This is a genomic window from Enterorhabdus sp. P55, from assembly GCF_009911695.1.
Classification (GTDB): domain Bacteria; phylum Actinomycetota; class Coriobacteriia; order Coriobacteriales; family Eggerthellaceae; genus Enterorhabdus.
In genome coordinates this window covers 1-18,092 of the sequence record NZ_QWKK01000022.1, presented here as the reverse complement: position 1 = coordinate 18,092, position 18,092 = coordinate 1, and the positions used below count along the sequence as shown (strand labels likewise).

Sequence of the window (18,092 nt, the reverse complement as noted above, 5' to 3'; positions counted from 1 at the left end):
CCCGCCGCGCGGATAAGAGGAGTAGAGACTATGGCGCGACAGACTGCCTTCGGCGACATCTTGCGCGACGCGCGCAAGCGCAAGGGGATGGATCTCTCCACGGCCGCGCGGCGCCTGCGCATCCGCCCCGACATCCTGCGGGCCATCGAGGAGAGCGACTTCGCCCGCATGCCCCCGCGCGGCTACACCACCAACATGGTGAACGCCTACGCGCGCCTGGTGGGGCTCAACGCCACGGAGGTCGGGCGACTCTACAAGGAGCAGGCCTATGCCTTCGAGGTGGGGCGCGTGCGCGATGACGCCCGGCCCGAGGAGCCGCTGGGCCGCTCCAGCCGTACCGCGCGCGGCGGGCGCCCGCGTTCCGAGCGTCCCCGTGAGGAGCGTCCGCCGCGGCACAACGCCTTCGGACGCGCGCTCTATGACGACCGCACCGATGAGCGCGGGCGCACCTACGCCACCGACCGGGTGCATCCCTCGCGCCACGGCTCGATGCCGCGCCCCCAGTACACGAACCTCTACGCGCCGCCCAAGGTTTCCTCCGGCGGCTCGCGCCTTCCGCTCGTCATCGGCGCCGTCGTCATCGTCGTGCTGCTCATCGCCGTGCTGTTCCTCACGTTCTGCAACCGCGCCCCCGCCCAGCAGGAGGTGCCGCAGGTGCCCATCACCGGCCTCACCGACACGTCGAACCAGCCTGCGTCAGGCGGCGGTTCCGGCGCGGGCGCCGACGCCCAAGGCGGCACGACTGCCGCCACGCCGCCGGCCGTGGCCCCCACGAGCGCTAAGTTCAGCTACGAGGTGAAGGAGGGCGAGAAGGCCTACATCGAGGTGTACCTGGACGGCTCGAGCGGCGCCGACGTGGCCGAGACGGTGCAGGGCCCCGCGACGAAGGACTACAACGTCACCGGCACGCTGCGCTTCGTGACGAGCAACCCCGACGGCGTCACGCTCACCCTAGACGGCGAGGAGGTCGAGCCCACCGACAGTCGCGGCAACGGCGTCTACACCTACACGGTGGACTTCCCGGCCATCCTGGCCGCGTGGGAGGAGGAGCACGCCCCGGCTGACACGGGCGGAGACGGCGAGGGCGCCTCGGGCGCCGCGTCGGGCTCGGGCGAGGGCACCGCTGACTAGCATCATCCCGGCGGCCCCGGCCGCCTTCTGAGACAAGACCCAGATGAAAGGAGCCATCCCCATGGCCAAGGAATCCAGCTTCGACGTGGTGTCCACTGTGGACATGCAGGAGGTCGACAACGCCTTCCAGCAGGCGAAGAAGGAGATAGCTCAGCGCTACGACCTGAAGGACTCGGGCGCTGAGATCAGCCTCGACAAGGCCAAGCAGACCATCACCGTGGCGGCGCCGTCCGACTTCGTGGCCGGGCAGGTCATCGACGTTATCGGCTCGAAGCTCGTGAAGCGCGGCATCGACCTGGCGGCCGTCAAGTGGGGCGAGGCCCAGACGGCCACGGGCCAGTCGGTGCGCCGCGTGGCCACCGTGGTGGACGGCATCGACAAGGACACCGCCTCCAAGATCAACAAGGACATCAAGGCCACCAAGCTCAAGGTGAAGGTGCAGATCGAGGGCGACAAGCTCCGCGTGTCGAGCGCGAGCCGCGACACCCTGCAGGAGGTCATCGCCTTCCTCAAGGGCCAGGACTACGGCCAGCCGCTCCAGTACGTCAACTACCGCTAGGAGCGCGCGTTGGAGGCAACCTCTCATCAGGGCGCCGAGGCAGGGCGCGCCGAAGCGCCGGCGCGCCCCGTCTGCTTCATAACCCTCGGCTGCGCCAAGAACGAGGCGGACACCGCCGCCATGGAGCGCCGCGCCGTCGCCGCGGGCTATCGCCTGGAGGACGACCCGGAGCGCGCTGACGCCATCGTTGTCAACACCTGCTCGTTCATCCAGAGCGCCACCGAGGAGAGCATCGAGGCGGTGCTCGACGCCGCCGGCCTGCCGCGCGTGGCCGCCGGCGGCACGCGGCTCGTGGTGGCGGGTTGCATGCCCGCGCGCTACGGCGACGAGCTGGCCGCCGAGCTGCCGGAGGCGGCCGCCTTCGTCCCCTGCTCGCGCGAGGACGACATCGTCGCGGTGCTCGACGGGCTCTTCGGCGTCGAGCGCGCCGTGGGGGAGCCTCTGGCCGGCGAGGGCGCGGCCGCCCGGCCCGCAGGCGCGTTCGGCTACGTGAAGATATCCGACGGATGCGACCGCTGGTGCTCCTACTGCGCCATCCCGCTCATCCGTGGGCGCTACCGCAGCTTCCCCTTCGAGCAGGTGCGCGCTGATGTGGCGCGCCTCGTGGATGCTGGCGTGCGCGAGGTGGACCTCATCGCGCAGGATACGGGCCGCTGGGGCGCCGACTTCGACGAGCCGCGCGACCTCGCCTGGCTCGTGGACGCGCTCGCGTGCGAGTTCCCCGACACGTGGCTGCGCGTGATGTACCTGCAGCCCGAGGGAGTCACCGACGAGCTGCTGGCCGTGATGGGCCGCCATGCCAACGTGTGCTCCTACCTGGACATCCCGCTCCAGCACGTCTGCGAGCCGGTGCTGCGCGCCATGAACCGCCGCGGCTCGCGCGCCTCCTTCGAGGCGCTCGTCGGGCGCATCCGCGCCGCGTTGCCGGACGTGACGCTGCGCACCACGCTCATCGCGGGCTTCCCCGGCGAGGACGACGAGCAGTTCGAGGAGCTGCTCGACTTCGTGGCCGAGGGCCTGTTCGACTACGTCGGCGTGTTCGCCTACTCCCGCGAGGAGGGGACCGCCGCCTTCGACCTGCCGGGCCAGGTAGACGAGGATGAGAAGGCCGAGCGCGCCCAGCGCCTGCGCGACGCCGCCGATGCCGCGTCCGCGCCGCTCATCGCCGCGCGCGTCGGGCGCGTGGCAGAGGTGCTCGTGGAGGGTGCCGAGGAGGACGGCCAGCTGTTCGGCCGCGCTCAGTGCCAGGCGCCGGACGTGGACGGCGTGACCTACCTCGACGCCGGCGAGCCCGGCCAGGTCGTGGCCGCGCGCATCGTCGACACCCTGCTCTACGAGATGGAGGGCGAGGTGCTCGAATCGTGAGCGCGCCGGTGAGCGCTGAGCGCCTCTGGACGCCGGCCAACGTCGTTACCGTCGTGCGCATCTGCCTCGTGCCCGCCTTCGTGGTGGCGCTTCTGAGCCCCTGGCCCCAGTGGATGGGGCTCGTCGACTTCAGCGATCAGGCGAAGAGCCTGGTGGCAGCGGGCGTGTTCATCCTCATATCGTGTACTGACTGGGTGGACGGCTACCTCGCGCGCAGCCGCGGGGAAGTGACCGACTTCGGCAAGTTCATGGACCCGCTGGCCGACAAGATCCTCGTGGCGGCGGCGCTTCTGGCCCTCGTGGAGCTTCAGGCGCTGCCCTCCTGGCCCGTGCTCATCATCCTCGCGCGGGAGTTCATCGTGTCTGGTGTGCGCATGGTGGCCGCGAGCCGCGGCGAGGTGATCGCGGCCAGCTGGTATGGCAAGGCCAAGACGGTCTTTCAGATCGTGGCCATCGTGCTGTTCATCGTGAAGGACGGCCTGGAGCTGCCGGACGCAGCGGCGGCTATGGGCAGCCCGCTGTACGTGACGTCGTGGGCCGTCATGGTCGTGGCGCTCGTGCTGACCATCGTGTCGATGGCAGACTACCTGGCCAAGGCCCGCCACCTGCTGGGATTCGGCGCCCCGCGCGGGAAGGCAGAGGCGGCCGATGCCGAGCCCGCGCGGCCGGAGGCGGCTGACGCTGAGGCGCTCGAGGCCCGGGTGGGCGCGCTTGCCACGCAGGCCGTGGCGGCCCTCGAGGCGGCTGGACTGACGGCGGCGTGCGCCGAGAGCCTGACCGGCGGCCTCATCGCGGGCGCTCTGACCGCGGTGCCGGGGTCGTCGGCGGTGGTGCGCGGCGGCGTGGTGAGCTATGCCGCCGAGGCCAAGCGCGACGTGCTCGGCGTGAGTTCGCGGGCCCTCGATGAGGCCGGCGTGGTGAGCGAGCCGGTCGCGCGGCAGATGGCCGAGGGCGCGCGCGAGCGCCTGAGGGCCGATGTCGCCGTGGCGGTCACCGGCATCGCAGGACCTGGCGGCGCCGAGCCTGGCAAGCCGGTGGGCACCGTGTGGATGGCCGTGGCCGAGGCCGAGGGCAGCGCCGCGCGCCTGTTCTGCTTCGAGGGCGACCGCCAGGCGGTACGCCTCCAGACCGTGGCCGAGGCCCTCATCGCCCTGCGTCGTGCCGCCGAGGGCCGCGCCCCCTTCTGCTGACGGGGCGCCGCCGCGCGTAGGTCGCGGGGCGCCGGGGCGCCGCCCCCTGGCGTCACGGAGGCGCCGGGGCCGTGCGCGACGCTCGATGGGACGCTCCCGCCCCGCCGAGCGCATGCCGACGAGCGCCCGCAGGGGCCGCCTAGGGTGATGCGGAGGGGTGGCTTCCGCGACTTTTCGGAAAATCCCCTTGACGTGCAAACAGGTGTTCGTATAATAGACGAAGACCGAAACCGCGCCCCGTGCGCGTGGATCCTGAAGGAGTGGGAATGAACGAAGAAAAGTCGAAGATGCTCAAGATCACCACGGATCAGATCGAGACGAAGTTCGGCAAGGGCTCCATCATGAAGCTGGGGGAGGGCGGCGCCGACCTCAACATCGGCGTCATCCCCACGGGCGCCCTCGCCCTTGACGCGGCGCTCGGCATCGGCGGCGTGCCGCGCGGCCGTATCATCGAGATCTACGGGCCCGAGTCGAGCGGCAAGACCACTCTCGCCCTCCAGATTCTCGCCGAGGCCCAGGCCATGGGCGGCATCGTCGCCTTCATAGACGCCGAGCACGCGCTCGATCCGGTCTATGCGGCGCGTATCGGCGTCGACATCGACGAGGTGCTCATCTCCCAGCCCGATACCGGCGAGCAGGCGCTTGAGATCTGCGACATGCTCGTGCGTTCCGGCGCCATCGACGCGGTGGTCGTCGACTCGGTGGCCGCGCTCGTGCCCCGGGCGGAGATCGAGGGCGAGATGGGCGATACCACGGTGGGCCTCCAGGCGCGCCTCATGTCCCAGGCCCTGCGTAAGCTGGCGGGCTCGCTCTCGAAGTCGAACACCACTTGCATCTTCATCAACCAGCTGCGTGAGAAGATCGGCGTCATGTTCGGCAACCCGGAGACGACTACCGGCGGCCGTGCCCTCAAGTTCTTCTCGAGCGTGCGCATCGACATCCGCCGCATCGACTCCATCAAGCAGAACGGGGACGTGGTGGGCAACCGCGTGCGCGCCAAGGTGGTCAAGAACAAGGTGGCCCCGCCGTTCCGCCAGGCCGAGTTCGACCTCATGTACGGCGAGGGCATCTCGCGCGAGGGCTGCATCGTCGACATGGCCGTCGAGTGCGGCGTGGCCAAGAAGAGCGGCGCCTGGTACACCTACGGGGAGGAGCGCCTCGGCCAGGGCCGTGAGGCGGCGAAGCTCACCCTGCGCGAGAACCCTGAGCTGCGCGAGGAGGTTGAAGCTAAGGTGCGTGAGGCCTTTGACATTCCCGTGCTCACCGTCGACCCGGATGCCGCCGACAGCTTCACCCCGGCTCCCAAGGCCACGGGCAAGAAGAAGTAGCCCGTGGCATCCAAGGCTGAGTTCATAGCCGGCCTCCGTGCTGAGATCGAGGCTGTCACGCGGGAAGGCGCTGGCGCGCCTGAGCGCTCCCGGGCTGGGAGGGCCCAGGCGTCCCGCGCGAAGGCCCCCGCCCGCGACGGCGACCGTGCCGGAGCGGGCGATGCTCGCCGGCAAGGCGAGCATGCTGGGATCGGCGGGTCGCAAGGCGAGTCGGATTCTGCGGCCGAGCCGGAGCTGACGGCGGAGCGGGCGTTCCAGAAGATTCTGCGGCTCGCCGCCACGCGCGAGCAGTCAACCGTGCGCCTGCGGGGGCGCCTCGCCCGGGACGGCTATGCGGAGGAGGTGGCGGAAGAGGCCATCGCGCGGGCCGTTCGCGTCCATGCAGTGGACGACCGCCGCTACGCCGAGGCGCTCGTTCGCATGTGCGTGGCCGCGGGCAAGGGGGTGGAAGGCGTGCTCGCCGAGATCGAGGAGCTCGGCCTTGACCCTGACGAGCTCGAGGCGCTGGGGGAGTACCGTGCCGCCGGGGAGGAGGTCGACGTGGAGCGTGCCCTCGCCTTGCTCGACCGCCGTCCGCCCCGCGCCAAGAACAAGCGCGAGGCCGCCTACCGCAAGCTCATCCAGCAGGGGTTCGGCTCATCGACCGCCGCCACGGCCGCCCGTCGCTGGGCGGAGTCCGTCCGCTAGCCCTCGCCCCCCTTCTCACGGCGACATCCTCTGTGGCTGGCCCTCATCCTTCCCGGCGTCGGGGAGACTTGCGCGCGCTGGCGGGCTTGGGACGGCCCTGGCGGACCCGAGGAGAGGGGCCGCTTCTTTCCCATGCTGTTTTTCGGTCTTTGATCGGGGCCTCGGGATAATACGCTATACTTTATGATAGCTATGAGCGATGTGTACCCGCAGGGTATTTGACTATAGAGACAACCCTATACCGCACCTGCCCTTCGCGTCTATTGCTCATGCCCGCCCGAAGCGGGCATTTTTACTGTGCAAACCAACCTGACCGAAACCAACCCGCAGACGAAAGGGGAACCAATGCCCGAGATCATCTGGCTGGTCATCGGCGCCGTCGCCGGCATCGCCCTCGGTTTCGTCGCCACGCGCTTCCTTGCCAACTCCGCTACCAAGCGGGCCGCCGAAGAGGCGGCCACGGTGGTCGAGAACGCCAAGCAGCAAGCCGAGACGATGCGACGCGAGGCCGTCATCGAGGCCAAGGACCAGGCCCTCAAGTACAAGCAGGAAGTCGAGAACGAGAACAAGGAGCGCATGCGCGAGGTGCGCAGCGCCGAGAACCGCATCTCCCAGCGCGAGGAGTCGCTCGACCGCCGCAGCGAGACCCTTGATGCGCGCGAGCACCAGATCTCGTCCCTCCAGGGACAGATCGAGCGCCGCGAGCGCGACCTGGACGAGGCTGAGGTCGAGATGGGCCGCCGCCTCGAGCGCGTCGCGGGCATGTCGCCTGAGGAGGCCAAGGAGGAGCTGCTCGATACCATCCGCGACGAGGTGACCCACGAGTCGGCCGCCATCATCCGCGATGCCGAGGCCCGCACCAAGGCCGAGGCCGACAAGAAGGCCCGCATGATCCTGAGCCTCGCCATCCAGCGCGTGGCCGCGGACCACTCGGCCGAGAACACCGTGTCGGCCATCCACATCCCCTCCGACGACCTCAAGGGCCGCATCATCGGCCGCGAGGGCCGCAACATCCGCTCGTTCGAGCAGCTGACCGGCACCAACCTCATCATCGACGACACGCCGGAGTGCGTCACCATCTCGTGCTTCGACCCGGTTCGCCGCGAGATCGGCCGCGTCACCATGGAGAACCTCGTGGCTGACGGCCGCATTCATCCGGCGCGCATCGAGGAGATGTACGGCAAGGCCGTCGCGCTCGTGAACCAGCGCGTGCAGGAGGCTGGCGAGCAGGCAGCCTTCGACACCGGCATCCACGACCTGCACCCGGAGATCGTGCGCACCCTTGGACGCCTGCGCTACCGCACCTCCTACGGACAGAACGTGCTCAACCATTCGCTGGAGGTAGCCTATCTCTCCGGCGTCATGGCCTCTGAGCTGGGGCTCGACCCCATCCCCGCCAAGCGCGCGGGCCTGCTCCACGACCTGGGCAAGGCCATCGACCACGACATGGAGGGCAGCCACGCGGTCATCGGCGCCGATCTGGCGCGTCGCTTCGGCGAGCGTGCGGAGATCGTGCACGCCATCGAGGCGCACCATGGCGACGTTGACCCCAACACCGTCATCGACGTGCTCGTGCAGGCGGCTGACGCCGTCTCCGCGGCACGTCCCGGCGCGCGCAAGGAGACCCTCGACGCCTACATCAAGCGCCTCGAGAAGCTCGAGGAGATCGCCAACGCCCATGATGGCGTCGAGCGCACCTACGCCATCCAGGCCGGCCGCGAGGTTCGCGTCATGGTGAAGCCGGAGGTTGTCGACGAGGCCCAGTCCGTGGTGCTGGCTCACGACATCGCCCATCAGATCGAGAGCGAGATGCAGTATCCCGGCCAGGTGAAGGTCGTGGTCATCCGCGAGAGCCGCGCCGTCGACTACGCCAAGTAGCCCATGGCAGAGGATTCGCTCGGTTCCTTCGTGGAGTCCGTGTGCGGCGAAAGCCATCTCCGGGTCGAAGATGACCTCGGGGATGGCTTCGTCCGTCTTAGGAGCTCCGAGGCGGAGCGCCGGCAGGCGGCCCAGGACATCCGCTGCACGGAGGACATTGTCATCGAGATGCTGCGCAACGCTCGCGACGCCGGGGCGCGCAACATCTTCCTCGCCGTCCAGCGCGACGACACGGCCCGCTCGCTCGTCATCGTCGATGACGGCGCCGGCATCCCCGAGGCCATGCACGGCCGCATCTTCGAGCCGCGCGTCACCTCCAAGCTCGACACGGCGCGCATGGACAAGTGGGGGATGCACGGGCGCGGCATGGCGCTCTACTCCATCGCGGTGAACGCCGAGGAGGCGCGTGTGGCCTCGTCGGCGCCGGGGCTCGGCTCGGCGCTCGCCGTCACCACGGACCTCGACCGCCTGGGCGAGAAGACGGATCAGTCGACGTTTCCCAGCTTCGAGGTGCAGGAGGGCGGCGCCCATGCCATGCGCGGGCCGAAGAACATCCTGCGCATCGCCGCGGAGTTCGCCCTCGAGCACCGACGCGACTGCAGCGTCTACTGCGGCTCGTTCACCGAGGTGGCGGCCACCCTCTACGCCTTCGGCATGGCCACCACCTCAGCCGCCGCGCGGGCCTTCTGCGAGGACGCGACGGCGCTGCCGGCAGTGAAGCGCCTCGCGGCGGCGGCTGACCCCGCCGCGCTCGCGGCGCTTGCCGATGGGATGGGCCTCACGCTCTCCGAGCGGAGTGCGCGGCGCATCATCGACGGGCAGATCGGCCCGGTGTCCTCGCTCATGGACCGCCTCCAGGCAGAGAGCTTCGCACGGCCCGCCGCGCGCAAGGTTCGCCGTGCGCCGGCGCCTTCGAGGGACGGGCGCGGCCTGGTGCTCGCCCCTGATGACGCAGACGCGCTCAAGGCGTCGGTGGGCCGCGTGTTCGCTGACATAGCCGAGCGCTACTACCTCGATCCCTCAGTCGAGCCGGAGGTGCGCGCGGGGGGCGACGCCATTCGCATCACCATCCCCGTGGAGAAGCTCCGCTAGCTTGCTGATCAGGCGCGTTGCCGGTTGCGCTGCCTGGGGTTTATCGGTAAAATGACCGACAGCCTAACGGTTGGCCCCTCGGGGCATCGCACCGCGAAACGCAGCACTGAACGATCACCAAACGAAGCGCACGACAAGGACAACACGTGTCAACGACAGACCCCAAGCCGGAGATCGGCTGCCTGAAAGTTTCCTCCAAGTCTTCTCCCGCCTCGGTGGCGGGCGCCATCGCCGGCATGATCAAGGACGGCGTGGCCGTCGAGATCCAGGCCGTCGGCGCCGGCGCCGTCAACCAGGCGGTCAAGGCCATCGCTATCTCCCGCGGCTTCCTCTCGCCCATCGGCATCGAGATCATGTGCGTGCCGTCCTTCGCCGACATCGTCATCGACGGCGAGTACCGCACGGCCATCCGCTTCGCCGTGGAGCCTCGCTACCTGCGCGGCACCGCTGATGGGGGAGAGACGCGCTCGTAGGCGCCCGGCGTGCCGGGGAGCCGCTCGCGCGACGCGCCTTCCCATACCTCCGACCCCAAAGGACCTCATGACTCCTACCTTCGACCGGATGACCTTCTGCATCCACACCTTCGGCTGCCAGATGAACAAGCATGACTCCGAGCGCATCGCGGGCATGCTCGAGGGGCTGGGCGCCTCGATGGTCGAGACCATCGAGGAGGCTGACATCGTCGTCTTCATGACCTGCTGCGTGCGCGAGGCTGCTGACGTGCGGCTCTACGGGCAGGTCGCCTCGCTCAAGAACGTGCCGCTGCGCGCGGGCACGCCGCTTTCCAAGCGCATCGTCGCGGTGGGGGGTTGCATCGGCCAGCGCGACGGCGAGAAGCTCACCGAGCAGCTTCCCCATCTTGACGTGGTGTTCGGCACCCACAACCTCGGCTCGCTGCCGGGCCTTCTCTCTGCTGCCGTCGCCGATGGCGCGCACCATGTGGAGGTACTCGAGTCCTCCGCGGACTTCCCGACGACGCTGCCGACGGCTCGCGAGCACTCCTGGGCCGCCTGGCTGCCCATCACCGTGGGCTGCGACAACTTCTGCTCGTACTGCATCGTGCCCTATGTGCGCGGGCGCGAGAAGTCCCGCACGCTCGAGGACATCGCCGAGGAGGCGCGCGGCTACGTGGAGGCTGGCGTGCGCGAGATCACGCTGCTCGGCCAGAACGTGAACTCCTACGGGCGCGATCTCTATGGCGAGCCGCGCTTCGTCGACGTGCTCGACGCGGTGGATGCCACGGGCATCGAGCGGCTGCGCTTCGCCACGAGCCATCCGAAGGACCTCACCGACGAGGTCATCGCCCGCTTCGGCACGCTGCGCTCGCTCATGCCGGCGCTGCACTTGCCGGCTCAGTCGGGTTCCGACCGTATTCTGGCGGCCATGAACCGCCGCTACACGCGCGAGCATTACCTCGGGCTTATCGCCAAGCTGCGCGAGGCGTGTCCGGGCATCGCGCTTTCCACCGACATCATCGTCGGGTTCCCCGGCGAGACCGAGGAGGACTTCCTCCAGACGCTCTCGCTCGTGGAGGAGGTGGGCTACAGCCAGGTGTTCACCTTCATCTACTCCAAGCGCGAGGGAACGCCGGCGGCGAAGCTGGTCGACGACACGCCGCGCGAGGTGATCCAGGAGCGCTTCGACCGCCTTGTGGAGGCTGTGCAGCGCTGCGCCTACGAGGCGAACCAGGCTGAGCTCGGGAAGGTGGTTGACGTGCTGGTGGAGGGAGTCTCCAAGCGCGATGGGACCATGCTCGCGGGCAAGAGCCCCAAGAACCAGACCGTTCACGCGCCGCTGCCCGAGGGCCGAAGCGTCGATGAGTTGGTGGGGGCCGTGGTGCCCGTCCGCGTGGACGAAGCGCGCACGTGGTATTTGGCCGGCACGGTGGCCGACGGCGGCGTGACGCGCCCATGAGGCCCGTCGTCTGCGTGGTGGGGCCGACGGCGTCGGGCAAGACCGACGTCGCCCAGGAGCTTGCCCTGGCCCTGCCGGGTGAGGTGGTAAGCGCGGACTCCATGCAGGTCTACCGCGGCATGGACATCGGCACGGGAAAGATCCCCGTGGGCGAGCGCCGCGTGCCGCACCACGGGCTCGACCTGGTGGATCCGGGCGAGCCGTATTCCGCAGCGCTCTTCCAGCCCTACGCCCGCGCGTGCTTCGCGGCCATCGATGGGCGCGGCGCCTATCCGGTGCTGGCCGGCGGGACGGGGCTCTACGTGCGCGCGGCAGTGGATGCCTACGACTTCCCGGCGGGGGAGCAGGTGGAAAACCCCGTGCGCGAGCGGTGCATGGCGTTTGCCGCCGAGCGGGGCGCCCAGGCGCTCTGGGAGCGGCTGCGGGAAGTCGACCCGGCGAGTGCTGCGGTGATTCATCCGAACAACGTGCGGCGCGTGGCGCGGGCCTTCGAGCTTCTGGCCGAGGGTGGGTCGTATGCCGAGCAGAAGCGTAACCTGGCGACGCTGCCCCAGGCGGTTCCCGCCGTGTTCGTGGGCCTGGCCGTAGACCCAGCCCTTCTGCGTGAGCGCATCGACCGCCGGGTTGACGCGATGGTGACCGCGGGGCTCGTTGAGGAGGTGCGGGGGCTCCTGGAGGGCGGCTTTCGCGCGGGCGTCACCGCGCCGCAGGCCATCGGCTACAAGGAGATCGTAGAGGCCCTGGAGGGACGTTGCGCCCTCTCCGAGGCTGTGGAGGCCATTAAGACGGCCACGCGTCGCTACGCGAAGCGCCAGCGCTCGTGGTTTCGGCAGGATGCGCGCGTCCGCTGGATCAACGCCGACTCTGGGGATGCCCCCGCCATCGCACGCGCGGCGCTGGAGGCCATCGAGGGGGAGCTCGGGCGCTCGGCGGAGCCCTTGCCATCGTAGCGGTCGCACCCCGCCTTCGGGCGGTTTTGAGAGGAACGCCTATGACTGAGTTTGAATCGGTGATCGAGCGGGGGCCGAAGACCCTCGCCGAGGAGCGGCGCGAGCGCGCCGTCCTCGTCGGCGTCGAGCGGCCGGGGCTCAAGTGGCCCCTGGCCTCGTCTCTGGCCGAGCTGGAGCGGCTGGCCGACACCGCCGGCGCCGAGACGGTGGCCGTGACCACCCAGAGGCTCGATGCGCCCAACCCGCGCACGTTCGTGGGAAGCGGCAAGGCCGAGGAGATCGCCGATCTGGCGCGCGCCCACGCTGCCGACCTCGTCATATTCGATGACGAGCTGACGCCGTCCCAGCAGTCCAACTTGGAGAAGATCGTGGGACGGGACGTGAAGGTCATCGACCGCACGGCGCTCATCCTCGACATCTTCGCCCTCCATGCCACGAGCAAGGAGGGCCGCCTGCAGGTGCGCTTGGCCCAGAACCAGTACCTGCTGCCGCGTCTGCGCGGCATGTGGGCGCACCTGGCCTCCAACCGCATGGGAGGCGGCGTGGGGTCGCGCTTCGGCGAGGGCGAGAGCCAGCTCGAAGTCGACCGCCGCATGGTGCGCAAGCGCATCACCTCCATCAAGCGCGAGCTGGCTCACCTGGCCGAGGTGCGCGCCGTCCAGCGCGAGAGCCGCTATGCGAGCGGCATGTTCAAGGTGGCGCTGGCCGGCTACACCAACGCAGGGAAGTCGAGCCTCATCAACCGCCTGACCGATGCTGACGTGCTCAGCTACGACAAGCTGTTCGCCACGCTTGACTCCACCACCCGCAAGTTCGAGCTGCCCGAGGGTCGGGAGATCACCATCACCGATACGGTCGGGTTCATCCAGAAGCTGCCGACCACGCTGGTGGAGGCGTTCAAGTCGACGCTTGACGAGATCACGGGGGCTGATCTGATCCTGCATGTGGTGGATGCGTCGTCGCCGGAGTACGAGGGTCAGATCGAGGCCGTCCAGGAGGTGCTCGACCAGATTGGCGCCCAGGACATCCCGCGTCTCGAGGTGTTCAACAAGGTGGATCTGCTCGACGGGGAGGCACGCACCGCCCTGGAGGGCCGCTATCCGCTGGCCCTGCGCGTGTCGGCTGAGACGGGGGAGGGGACAGGCGAGCTCGTCGAGCGCATCGCCCAGGCCGCCGCTGCTGCTGACGCGCACCTGGAGGTGCTCATCCCCTACCAGCGCGGGGATCTGGTGTCGGTGGCCCACGAGCGCTGTCATATCGTCTCCGAGACGCATGAGGAGGCCGGCACGCGCCTTGTGCTGCTCGCGGGCCCGGCCTACGCCGGCGTCTTCGAGCCCTTTTGCGTAGAGGGCGCGTAGGGGAGGGCGGCCCGAGTCGGCCTGGGGGTGCATGCTCCTTGGGGGAGGCGGATGTGCTGAGCCTGCGTCCTTGGGGTGTGTCCCTCTCGTCGGGGCGCTTAGCCCGCGCTCTTGGGAGCCTTCCCTCGTCAGGGGGGGCGGGCTGTAGGCTCTTGGGGCGGTCTCTCGTCAGGGGGGATCAAGGCGCAGGCTCATGGAGCCTTCCTCCGTCGAGGGGGGGGGTGATAGGCCCGTGTCCACGCCAGGTGCCCCTCTCGTCAGGGAGGGAAGCTGAGCCGTAGGCCCTTGGGGACCCTCTCGTCGGGGCGCGCTTAGCTCACGTCCTTGGGCGACGCGCACCTCGCAGATAGGGGAGCCGCCGTCGTTGCCTCCCCGCACCTCGTCTGCCAAGCGTGAGCGGCGCGAACGTGAGCAGGCAGCAGGCAGCGAGATGAAAGGAGAGGGGAGTGGCGCCGCGGTGGCATCACTCCCCTCTTCCCGTTTTTCTGCTCTGGCTGCGCGTTTTCGCGTCGCCCTGGCGCTGCCTATGCTTTGCCAGAGGTTCTCGCTAGAGGCGTCGGAAGACCGCGACGACCTTGCCGGCGATGGAGCAATCAGTTGTGATGATGGGATCCATCGTGGAGTTCTCCGGCTGGAGCCTGATGTGGTCGGCTTCCTTGAAGAAGCGCTTGACCGTAGCGCCATCATCGATGATGGCCACCACGATGTCGCCGTTGTTGGCGACAGGCTGCTCCTTGACCACCACGTAGTCGCCATCGTTGATGCCGGCTTCGATCATGGACTCCCCGCGAACGGAGAGCAGGAAGGACGGCGAGTCTCCGACGATGTCGGTAGGCAGGGTGATGGTGTCGGTGATGTTCTCCTCGGCTAAGATGGGAGAGCCGGCAGCCACGTTGCCGACGAGGGGCACGTTCACCAGCTTGCTGAAGGCGGGAGACGCCACGTTGGCCACGTCGTCATCGCGATCAAGGTGATAGGTGAGGGCGATGGAGCGGGACTTGAGCGGGTCGCGCTTGATGTAGCCCTTGTCCTCGAGGGCCTTGAGGTGAACGTGCACGGTTGAGGGGGACGACAGCCCCAGCGCCTCGCAGACCTCGCGCACGGTGGGGCCGTACCCCTTCTCGCGGATGCAGTCCTCGATGCAATCCAAAACCGCCTGCTGGCGCTTGGTGACCTTCTGGGCCATGATCCCTTCCTTTCACTCTATAGGAACAAATGTTTGAAATAGTTGTTGACATGAACTTTTGTTCGGCCTATTATATCAACGAACAAAGGTTCTAAGCAAGAGCTAGGAGGAAGAAAAATGAGGAATTGCGAAAGAAGTTGTCCTGTCGCGGGTACCTCCGCGCTCAAGCCCCGGCCTTATACTGCGGCCGCGCGGGCCCGCATCATAGCGTTTCCGGCCCCGCCAGAGCCCCCGGCGCGCAAGCCTGAGGCGAAGAACCCGACGAGCCTCACGAGCCGCCAGTCGGCCATTCTGCTCGGCATCGGATGCGCGTTGTCGTTTGGCGCGCTCCTCATGCCGTTCTAGGCCTCTTCGAGACCGCCCCGTTGCTGCGTTCGCGGGCGGCATAGCCAATCGCGCGGCGGCTCTCGCAAGCTCGCGCGATTGGCGCTGTGGACAGAATACGGTGAATCAGCATCAGCTTGTCGATGAGGCTGCTTCCCGAGGGCGCTCTTAGGTTATATTATTACCCTGCTTATCCAAGTTGAAGGAGTGCCATGCTCTGTCCCGTATGCAGTCACCCCGAATCGAAGGTAGTCGACTCCCGTCCCGCTGATGACGGTGCCGCCATTCGCCGCCGGCGCGAGTGCCTTTCCTGCGGACACCGCTTCACCACGTATGAGCGTCGGGGTGAAAACCCCGTCATCGTCATCAAGTCCGATGGATCCTCTGAGGCCTTCGATCGCCAGAAGCTCATGCGCGGCCTCCTGAGTGCCTGCGCGAAGCGGCCGATCACGCCCCAGCAGATCGAGTCCCTCATTAATGGCATAGAGAACGATCTGAGCGCTTCGCCGAGGGGGGAGATTCGCTCCAAGGATCTGGGCGATCTGGTCATGGCGCGTCTCGCCCCGCTTGACGACGTGGCGTACATTCGCTTCATGAGCGTCTACAAGGACTTCCAGAGCGTCGAGGAGTTTGCCAGCGCGCTCAACGATCTTTCTTAGGAAACCAGCATGCCTCTCCCCTTGCCTATACAAATGTTCGATTTTTCAAACAAGCTTCCCAGCTATGCCCACGAAGGAGATGCGGGGCTTGATCTGCGCGCAGCCGAGGCGCTTACGCTTGGGCCGCTCGAACGGGCGGTTGTTTCCTGCGGCTTTGCGATGGCTATCCCGCAAGGCTACGCGGGCCTTGTCATCCCGCGTAGCGGTCTGGCGGCTCAACGGGGCATTACCGTCGTCAACGCGCCGGGCCTCATCGACAGCGGCTATCGCGGCGAGGTCAAGGTCGTCCTCATGAACCTTGACCTGAAGGAGCCCTTCGAGATTCACGTCGGTGACCGCATCGCGCAGCTCATGATCGTCGCGGCGCCCGCGGTCATGCCTGTGGCCGTAGAGTCGCTTGACGATACGCAGCGCGGCAGCGGTGGGTTCGGAAGCAGCGGCGTCTCTTCGTAGGAGTTCCTACGGAATGGCTCCAATCCGGTGAGCCATCCGTGTAATTCGAAGCGAGGCAATCGTCATTTCGATGCCGGATGGTATATTAAGCTGCCAGGGCTCAGGAAAAACCTTCATTTCCATGAGTATTTACCCATGGAAGGGCAACATAGGGCCTTAGAACGGCTCTCAGAGCCTCGTTTATAAAACCGCAGGTCAGAGGGCCTGTTTTTCAACGGAAGGCAGGAAATGATGACCGAGGCCCAAAATCAGCCTCCCCAGACCCCCTTTGACCAGCCTTCGGCTGATGGCGGACTGCGTCAGTTGAAGTCAGCTCAGACACTTGTGACCGTGGCGACGATAGCGGGGCCGCTCTCGCTTCTGATCGGCGGCGTCGTGCTGAGCGGCGTCGGAGTGATATGTGCGCTTATGGCTCTCGTCAAGACGCGCCGCGTCATAGCTGAGGGCGTTGCGCCAGGCCTGGCCGTCTACGCATCGCGCATACGGCGTTCGGCAGTGCTGAGCGCCATCGTCTGCGCTCTGGCGCTTACGCTGAACGCCATCGCCTTGGCGTCAGTGTTTCCGGCTATGATCCAGGCTATTCAGACCGGCGACTTGTCGTCGCTCTACGAGGCGTATGACCTGCCTCAGGGCGGCGGAGTCGGTTCTGGTGAAGCGGCCAAGGATCCCGGCACCTCAATCTGGGGCTAGCGGTAAACGCCCAGGCCTCTCAAAGGCAGTAATTGACGTTCATGTGCTGGCGTTCCTCTGTGAGATAAATCGATTATCGATAATATATGTTATGTAAAGTAGCATTTGCAGTTTGACCTGGGGTTTTTCGGAAAATAACTCCTCTCCTGATCCCAATGCGGCTTCTGAAAAAATTTGTGCCCATCCATGAAAAGCACACAAAAGCAGGCGGCCTTCCCATGGGCGGTTCTGGATTCGCGGCTTAAAAGCCGCTTGCCAAGTACGGCGGTACGTGTATACTGCCGTACCATCACGTGGGCGTACCGCCGTACCGCAGTACCGAGGTTCGGTGATATCAAGATACGAATGTACGTTCGTACTCCCATGTGATCCGGGGATTCCGCGGCTTGTCACCCGTGTCGGAATCAACGGAAAGGCAGGTGCCATCATGGCAGATCCCTGCGTGGTTGCCATCGTCAACCCCAAGGGCGGAGTGGCCAAGTCCACCACCGCCCGCGAGCTCGCCGGCCAGCTCTCGAAGGCCGGAAAGTCAGTCGTCATCGTCGACCTGGACCACTCCCCGGGATGCCTCTCCTCCACCATGGGGGCGGACATGTCCACCGTGGAGGGGATCGCCCACGCGCTCGTGGCCGAGCGCTACGACTTCTGCGACTGCGTCCAGGACATAGAGGTGCGCGGCGCCCCGGTGGGCCTCGCCGCCGGAGGAGCCGCCGTCGGCGCGGCCGAGCAGACGCTCTCGGACGTCGCCAACGTCGGGGCGCAGTATCGCCTCCGCGAGCTGCTCGAGGGCGCTCCCTACGACTACGTCATCGTCGACACCCCCGGCAACCTGTCGGTCATGACCATCATGGCCCTCAACGCGGCCACGCGCGTCATCATCCCCGTGTTCGCCGAGGAGGAGTCCGTGCGCGGGCTCCAGGGCGTCATCGACACGGTCGACGCCATCCGCCGCTACAGCAACCCGGCCGTGTCCGTCGACGGGGTGCTGGTGTGCCGCTACTCGACCCAGGCCGAGTCTCCCGCCCTCCTGGCCGAGGAGATCGCCGAGCTGGCGCGTGAGGCAGGAGTCGGGGTCTACTCCACTCGCATCAGGCAGTCTCACGCCAAGGACGGCCGGCGCAACCTCAAGTTCCGGGACTACGAGGCCTTCGCCGCGGAGTTCGTCGGGGAGGTGGGGTAGGGATGGCGCGCTCGCTCTCGGAGGGACAGTCCCCCATCGGCACGGCCGACCTCGTCGCGGGCCTCATCCGCGCTGACGCCGCCGAGCCCGCCCCGGCCGCGCCCAAGGGAGCGCGCGGCGGCAAGGGGGCGCCCGGCGCCGCCGCGCC

At 67.7% G+C, this 18,092-nt stretch carries 17 protein-coding genes; 16 read left to right on the top strand and 1 reads right to left on the bottom strand.

Annotated elements, in window-relative coordinates; all coding sequences use genetic code 11:
* Nucleotides 1–30 precede the first annotated feature (30 nt).
* From D1643_RS03920 to hflX, 12 genes are all read left to right on the top strand, one after another.
* The gene (locus D1643_RS03920; RefSeq protein WP_160708842.1) at nucleotides 31–1,131 is read left to right on the top strand and encodes a RodZ family helix-turn-helix domain-containing protein; all 1,101 of its coding nucleotides are present in this window, start codon (nucleotides 31–33) and stop codon (nucleotides 1,129–1,131) included.
* Between the two features lie 61 nt (nucleotides 1,132–1,192).
* Nucleotides 1,193–1,690, top strand: coding sequence for a YajQ family cyclic di-GMP-binding protein (locus D1643_RS03915; RefSeq protein ID WP_160708840.1), 498 nt, complete (start codon nucleotides 1,193–1,195; stop codon nucleotides 1,688–1,690).
* Nucleotides 1,691–1,699: 9 nt separating this feature from the next.
* Complete coding sequence (gene rimO, locus D1643_RS03910) at nucleotides 1,700–3,055, top strand: 30S ribosomal protein S12 methylthiotransferase RimO (protein WP_160708838.1); 1,356 nt, start codon at nucleotides 1,700–1,702, stop codon at nucleotides 3,053–3,055.
* The gene (gene pgsA, locus D1643_RS03905; protein ID WP_370520281.1) at nucleotides 3,052–4,245 is read left to right on the top strand and encodes a CDP-diacylglycerol--glycerol-3-phosphate 3-phosphatidyltransferase; all 1,194 of its coding nucleotides are present in this window, start codon (nucleotides 3,052–3,054) and stop codon (nucleotides 4,243–4,245) included. The genes rimO and pgsA overlap by 4 nt, the downstream gene beginning before the upstream one ends.
* A gap of 266 nt (nucleotides 4,246–4,511) precedes the next feature.
* A complete protein-coding gene (recA, locus tag D1643_RS03900; protein ID WP_160708836.1) occupies nucleotides 4,512–5,573 on the top strand; it encodes a recombinase RecA in 1,062 nt (353 codons plus the stop codon).
* 3 nt (nucleotides 5,574–5,576) lie between these two features.
* Nucleotides 5,577–6,260 carry a RecX family transcriptional regulator gene (locus tag D1643_RS12215; RefSeq protein WP_160708834.1) on the top strand — a complete coding sequence of 228 codons (684 nt, stop codon included), beginning with the start codon at nucleotides 5,577–5,579 and terminating at the stop codon, nucleotides 6,258–6,260.
* Nucleotides 6,261–6,605: 345 nt separating this feature from the next.
* The gene (gene rny, locus D1643_RS03890) at nucleotides 6,606–8,138 is read left to right on the top strand and encodes a ribonuclease Y (RefSeq protein WP_160708832.1); all 1,533 of its coding nucleotides are present in this window, start codon (nucleotides 6,606–6,608) and stop codon (nucleotides 8,136–8,138) included.
* 3 nt (nucleotides 8,139–8,141) lie between these two features.
* Nucleotides 8,142–9,230, top strand: a complete 1,089-nt coding sequence (locus D1643_RS03885) for an ATP-binding protein (RefSeq protein WP_160708830.1) — start codon at nucleotides 8,142–8,144, stop codon at nucleotides 9,228–9,230.
* A gap of 173 nt (nucleotides 9,231–9,403) precedes the next feature.
* Nucleotides 9,404–9,703 carry a stage V sporulation protein S gene (locus D1643_RS03880; RefSeq protein WP_370520283.1) on the top strand — a complete coding sequence of 100 codons (300 nt, stop codon included), beginning with the start codon at nucleotides 9,404–9,406 and terminating at the stop codon, nucleotides 9,701–9,703.
* Nucleotides 9,704–9,770: 67 nt separating this feature from the next.
* Nucleotides 9,771–11,144: a tRNA (N6-isopentenyl adenosine(37)-C2)-methylthiotransferase MiaB gene (gene miaB, locus D1643_RS03875; protein ID WP_236643359.1), complete on the top strand. Its 1,374-nt coding sequence runs from the start codon at nucleotides 9,771–9,773 to the stop codon at nucleotides 11,142–11,144.
* Nucleotides 11,141–12,094: a tRNA (adenosine(37)-N6)-dimethylallyltransferase MiaA gene (gene miaA / locus D1643_RS03870; protein WP_160708826.1), complete on the top strand. Its 954-nt coding sequence runs from the start codon at nucleotides 11,141–11,143 to the stop codon at nucleotides 12,092–12,094. Before miaB ends, miaA begins: the two co-directional genes overlap by 4 nt.
* 41 nt (nucleotides 12,095–12,135) lie before the next feature.
* Nucleotides 12,136–13,452, top strand: coding sequence for a GTPase HflX (gene hflX, locus D1643_RS03865; protein WP_160708824.1), 1,317 nt, complete (start codon nucleotides 12,136–12,138; stop codon nucleotides 13,450–13,452).
* A gap of 547 nt (nucleotides 13,453–13,999) precedes the next feature.
* Here the strand turns inward: hflX and lexA are convergent.
* A complete protein-coding gene (gene lexA / locus D1643_RS03860) occupies nucleotides 14,000–14,638 on the bottom strand; it encodes a transcriptional repressor LexA (RefSeq protein WP_160708822.1) in 639 nt (212 codons plus the stop codon).
* Between the two features lie 536 nt (nucleotides 14,639–15,174).
* Between lexA and nrdR the strand changes: the two genes are divergently transcribed.
* From nrdR to D1643_RS03840, 4 genes are all read left to right on the top strand, one after another.
* Entirely contained in the window at nucleotides 15,175–15,621 is a 447-nt protein-coding gene (nrdR, locus tag D1643_RS03855) for a transcriptional regulator NrdR (protein ID WP_160708820.1), read from the top strand.
* Between the two features lie 9 nt (nucleotides 15,622–15,630).
* Complete coding sequence (gene dut, locus D1643_RS03850; RefSeq protein WP_160708818.1) at nucleotides 15,631–16,074, top strand: dUTP diphosphatase; 444 nt, start codon at nucleotides 15,631–15,633, stop codon at nucleotides 16,072–16,074.
* A 228-nt stretch (nucleotides 16,075–16,302) separates the two neighbouring features.
* A complete protein-coding gene (locus D1643_RS03845; protein WP_160708816.1) occupies nucleotides 16,303–16,764 on the top strand; it encodes a hypothetical protein in 462 nt (153 codons plus the stop codon).
* Nucleotides 16,765–17,191: 427 nt separating this feature from the next.
* Complete coding sequence (locus D1643_RS03840) at nucleotides 17,192–17,944, top strand: ParA family protein (RefSeq protein ID WP_160708814.1); 753 nt, start codon at nucleotides 17,192–17,194, stop codon at nucleotides 17,942–17,944.
* Nucleotides 17,945–18,092 lie beyond the last annotated feature (148 nt).

Bases quoted from the DNA above. Each gene is read 5' to 3' on its own strand.
- D1643_RS03920 (WP_160708842.1), top strand. From the start codon at position 31: ATGGCGCGACAGACTGCCTTCGGCGACATCTTGCGCGACGCGCGCAAG.
- D1643_RS03915 (WP_160708840.1), top strand. From the start codon at position 1,193: ATGGCCAAGGAATCCAGCTTCGACGTGGTGTCCACTGTGGACATGCAG.
- recA (WP_160708836.1), top strand. From the start codon at position 4,512: ATGAACGAAGAAAAGTCGAAGATGCTCAAGATCACCACGGATCAGATC.
- rny (WP_160708832.1), top strand. From the start codon at position 6,606: ATGCCCGAGATCATCTGGCTGGTCATCGGCGCCGTCGCCGGCATCGCC.
- D1643_RS03885 (WP_160708830.1), top strand. From the start codon at position 8,142: ATGGCAGAGGATTCGCTCGGTTCCTTCGTGGAGTCCGTGTGCGGCGAA.
- miaB (WP_236643359.1), top strand. From the start codon at position 9,771: ATGACTCCTACCTTCGACCGGATGACCTTCTGCATCCACACCTTCGGC.
- miaA (WP_160708826.1), top strand. From the start codon at position 11,141: ATGAGGCCCGTCGTCTGCGTGGTGGGGCCGACGGCGTCGGGCAAGACC.
- hflX (WP_160708824.1), top strand. From the start codon at position 12,136: ATGACTGAGTTTGAATCGGTGATCGAGCGGGGGCCGAAGACCCTCGCC.
- lexA (WP_160708822.1), bottom strand. From the start codon at position 14,638: ATGGCCCAGAAGGTCACCAAGCGCCAGCAGGCGGTTTTGGATTGCATC.
- nrdR (WP_160708820.1), top strand. From the start codon at position 15,175: ATGCTCTGTCCCGTATGCAGTCACCCCGAATCGAAGGTAGTCGACTCC.
- dut (WP_160708818.1), top strand. From the start codon at position 15,631: ATGCCTCTCCCCTTGCCTATACAAATGTTCGATTTTTCAAACAAGCTT.
- D1643_RS03845 (WP_160708816.1), top strand. From the start codon at position 16,303: ATGATGACCGAGGCCCAAAATCAGCCTCCCCAGACCCCCTTTGACCAG.
- D1643_RS03840 (WP_160708814.1), top strand. From the start codon at position 17,192: ATGGCAGATCCCTGCGTGGTTGCCATCGTCAACCCCAAGGGCGGAGTG.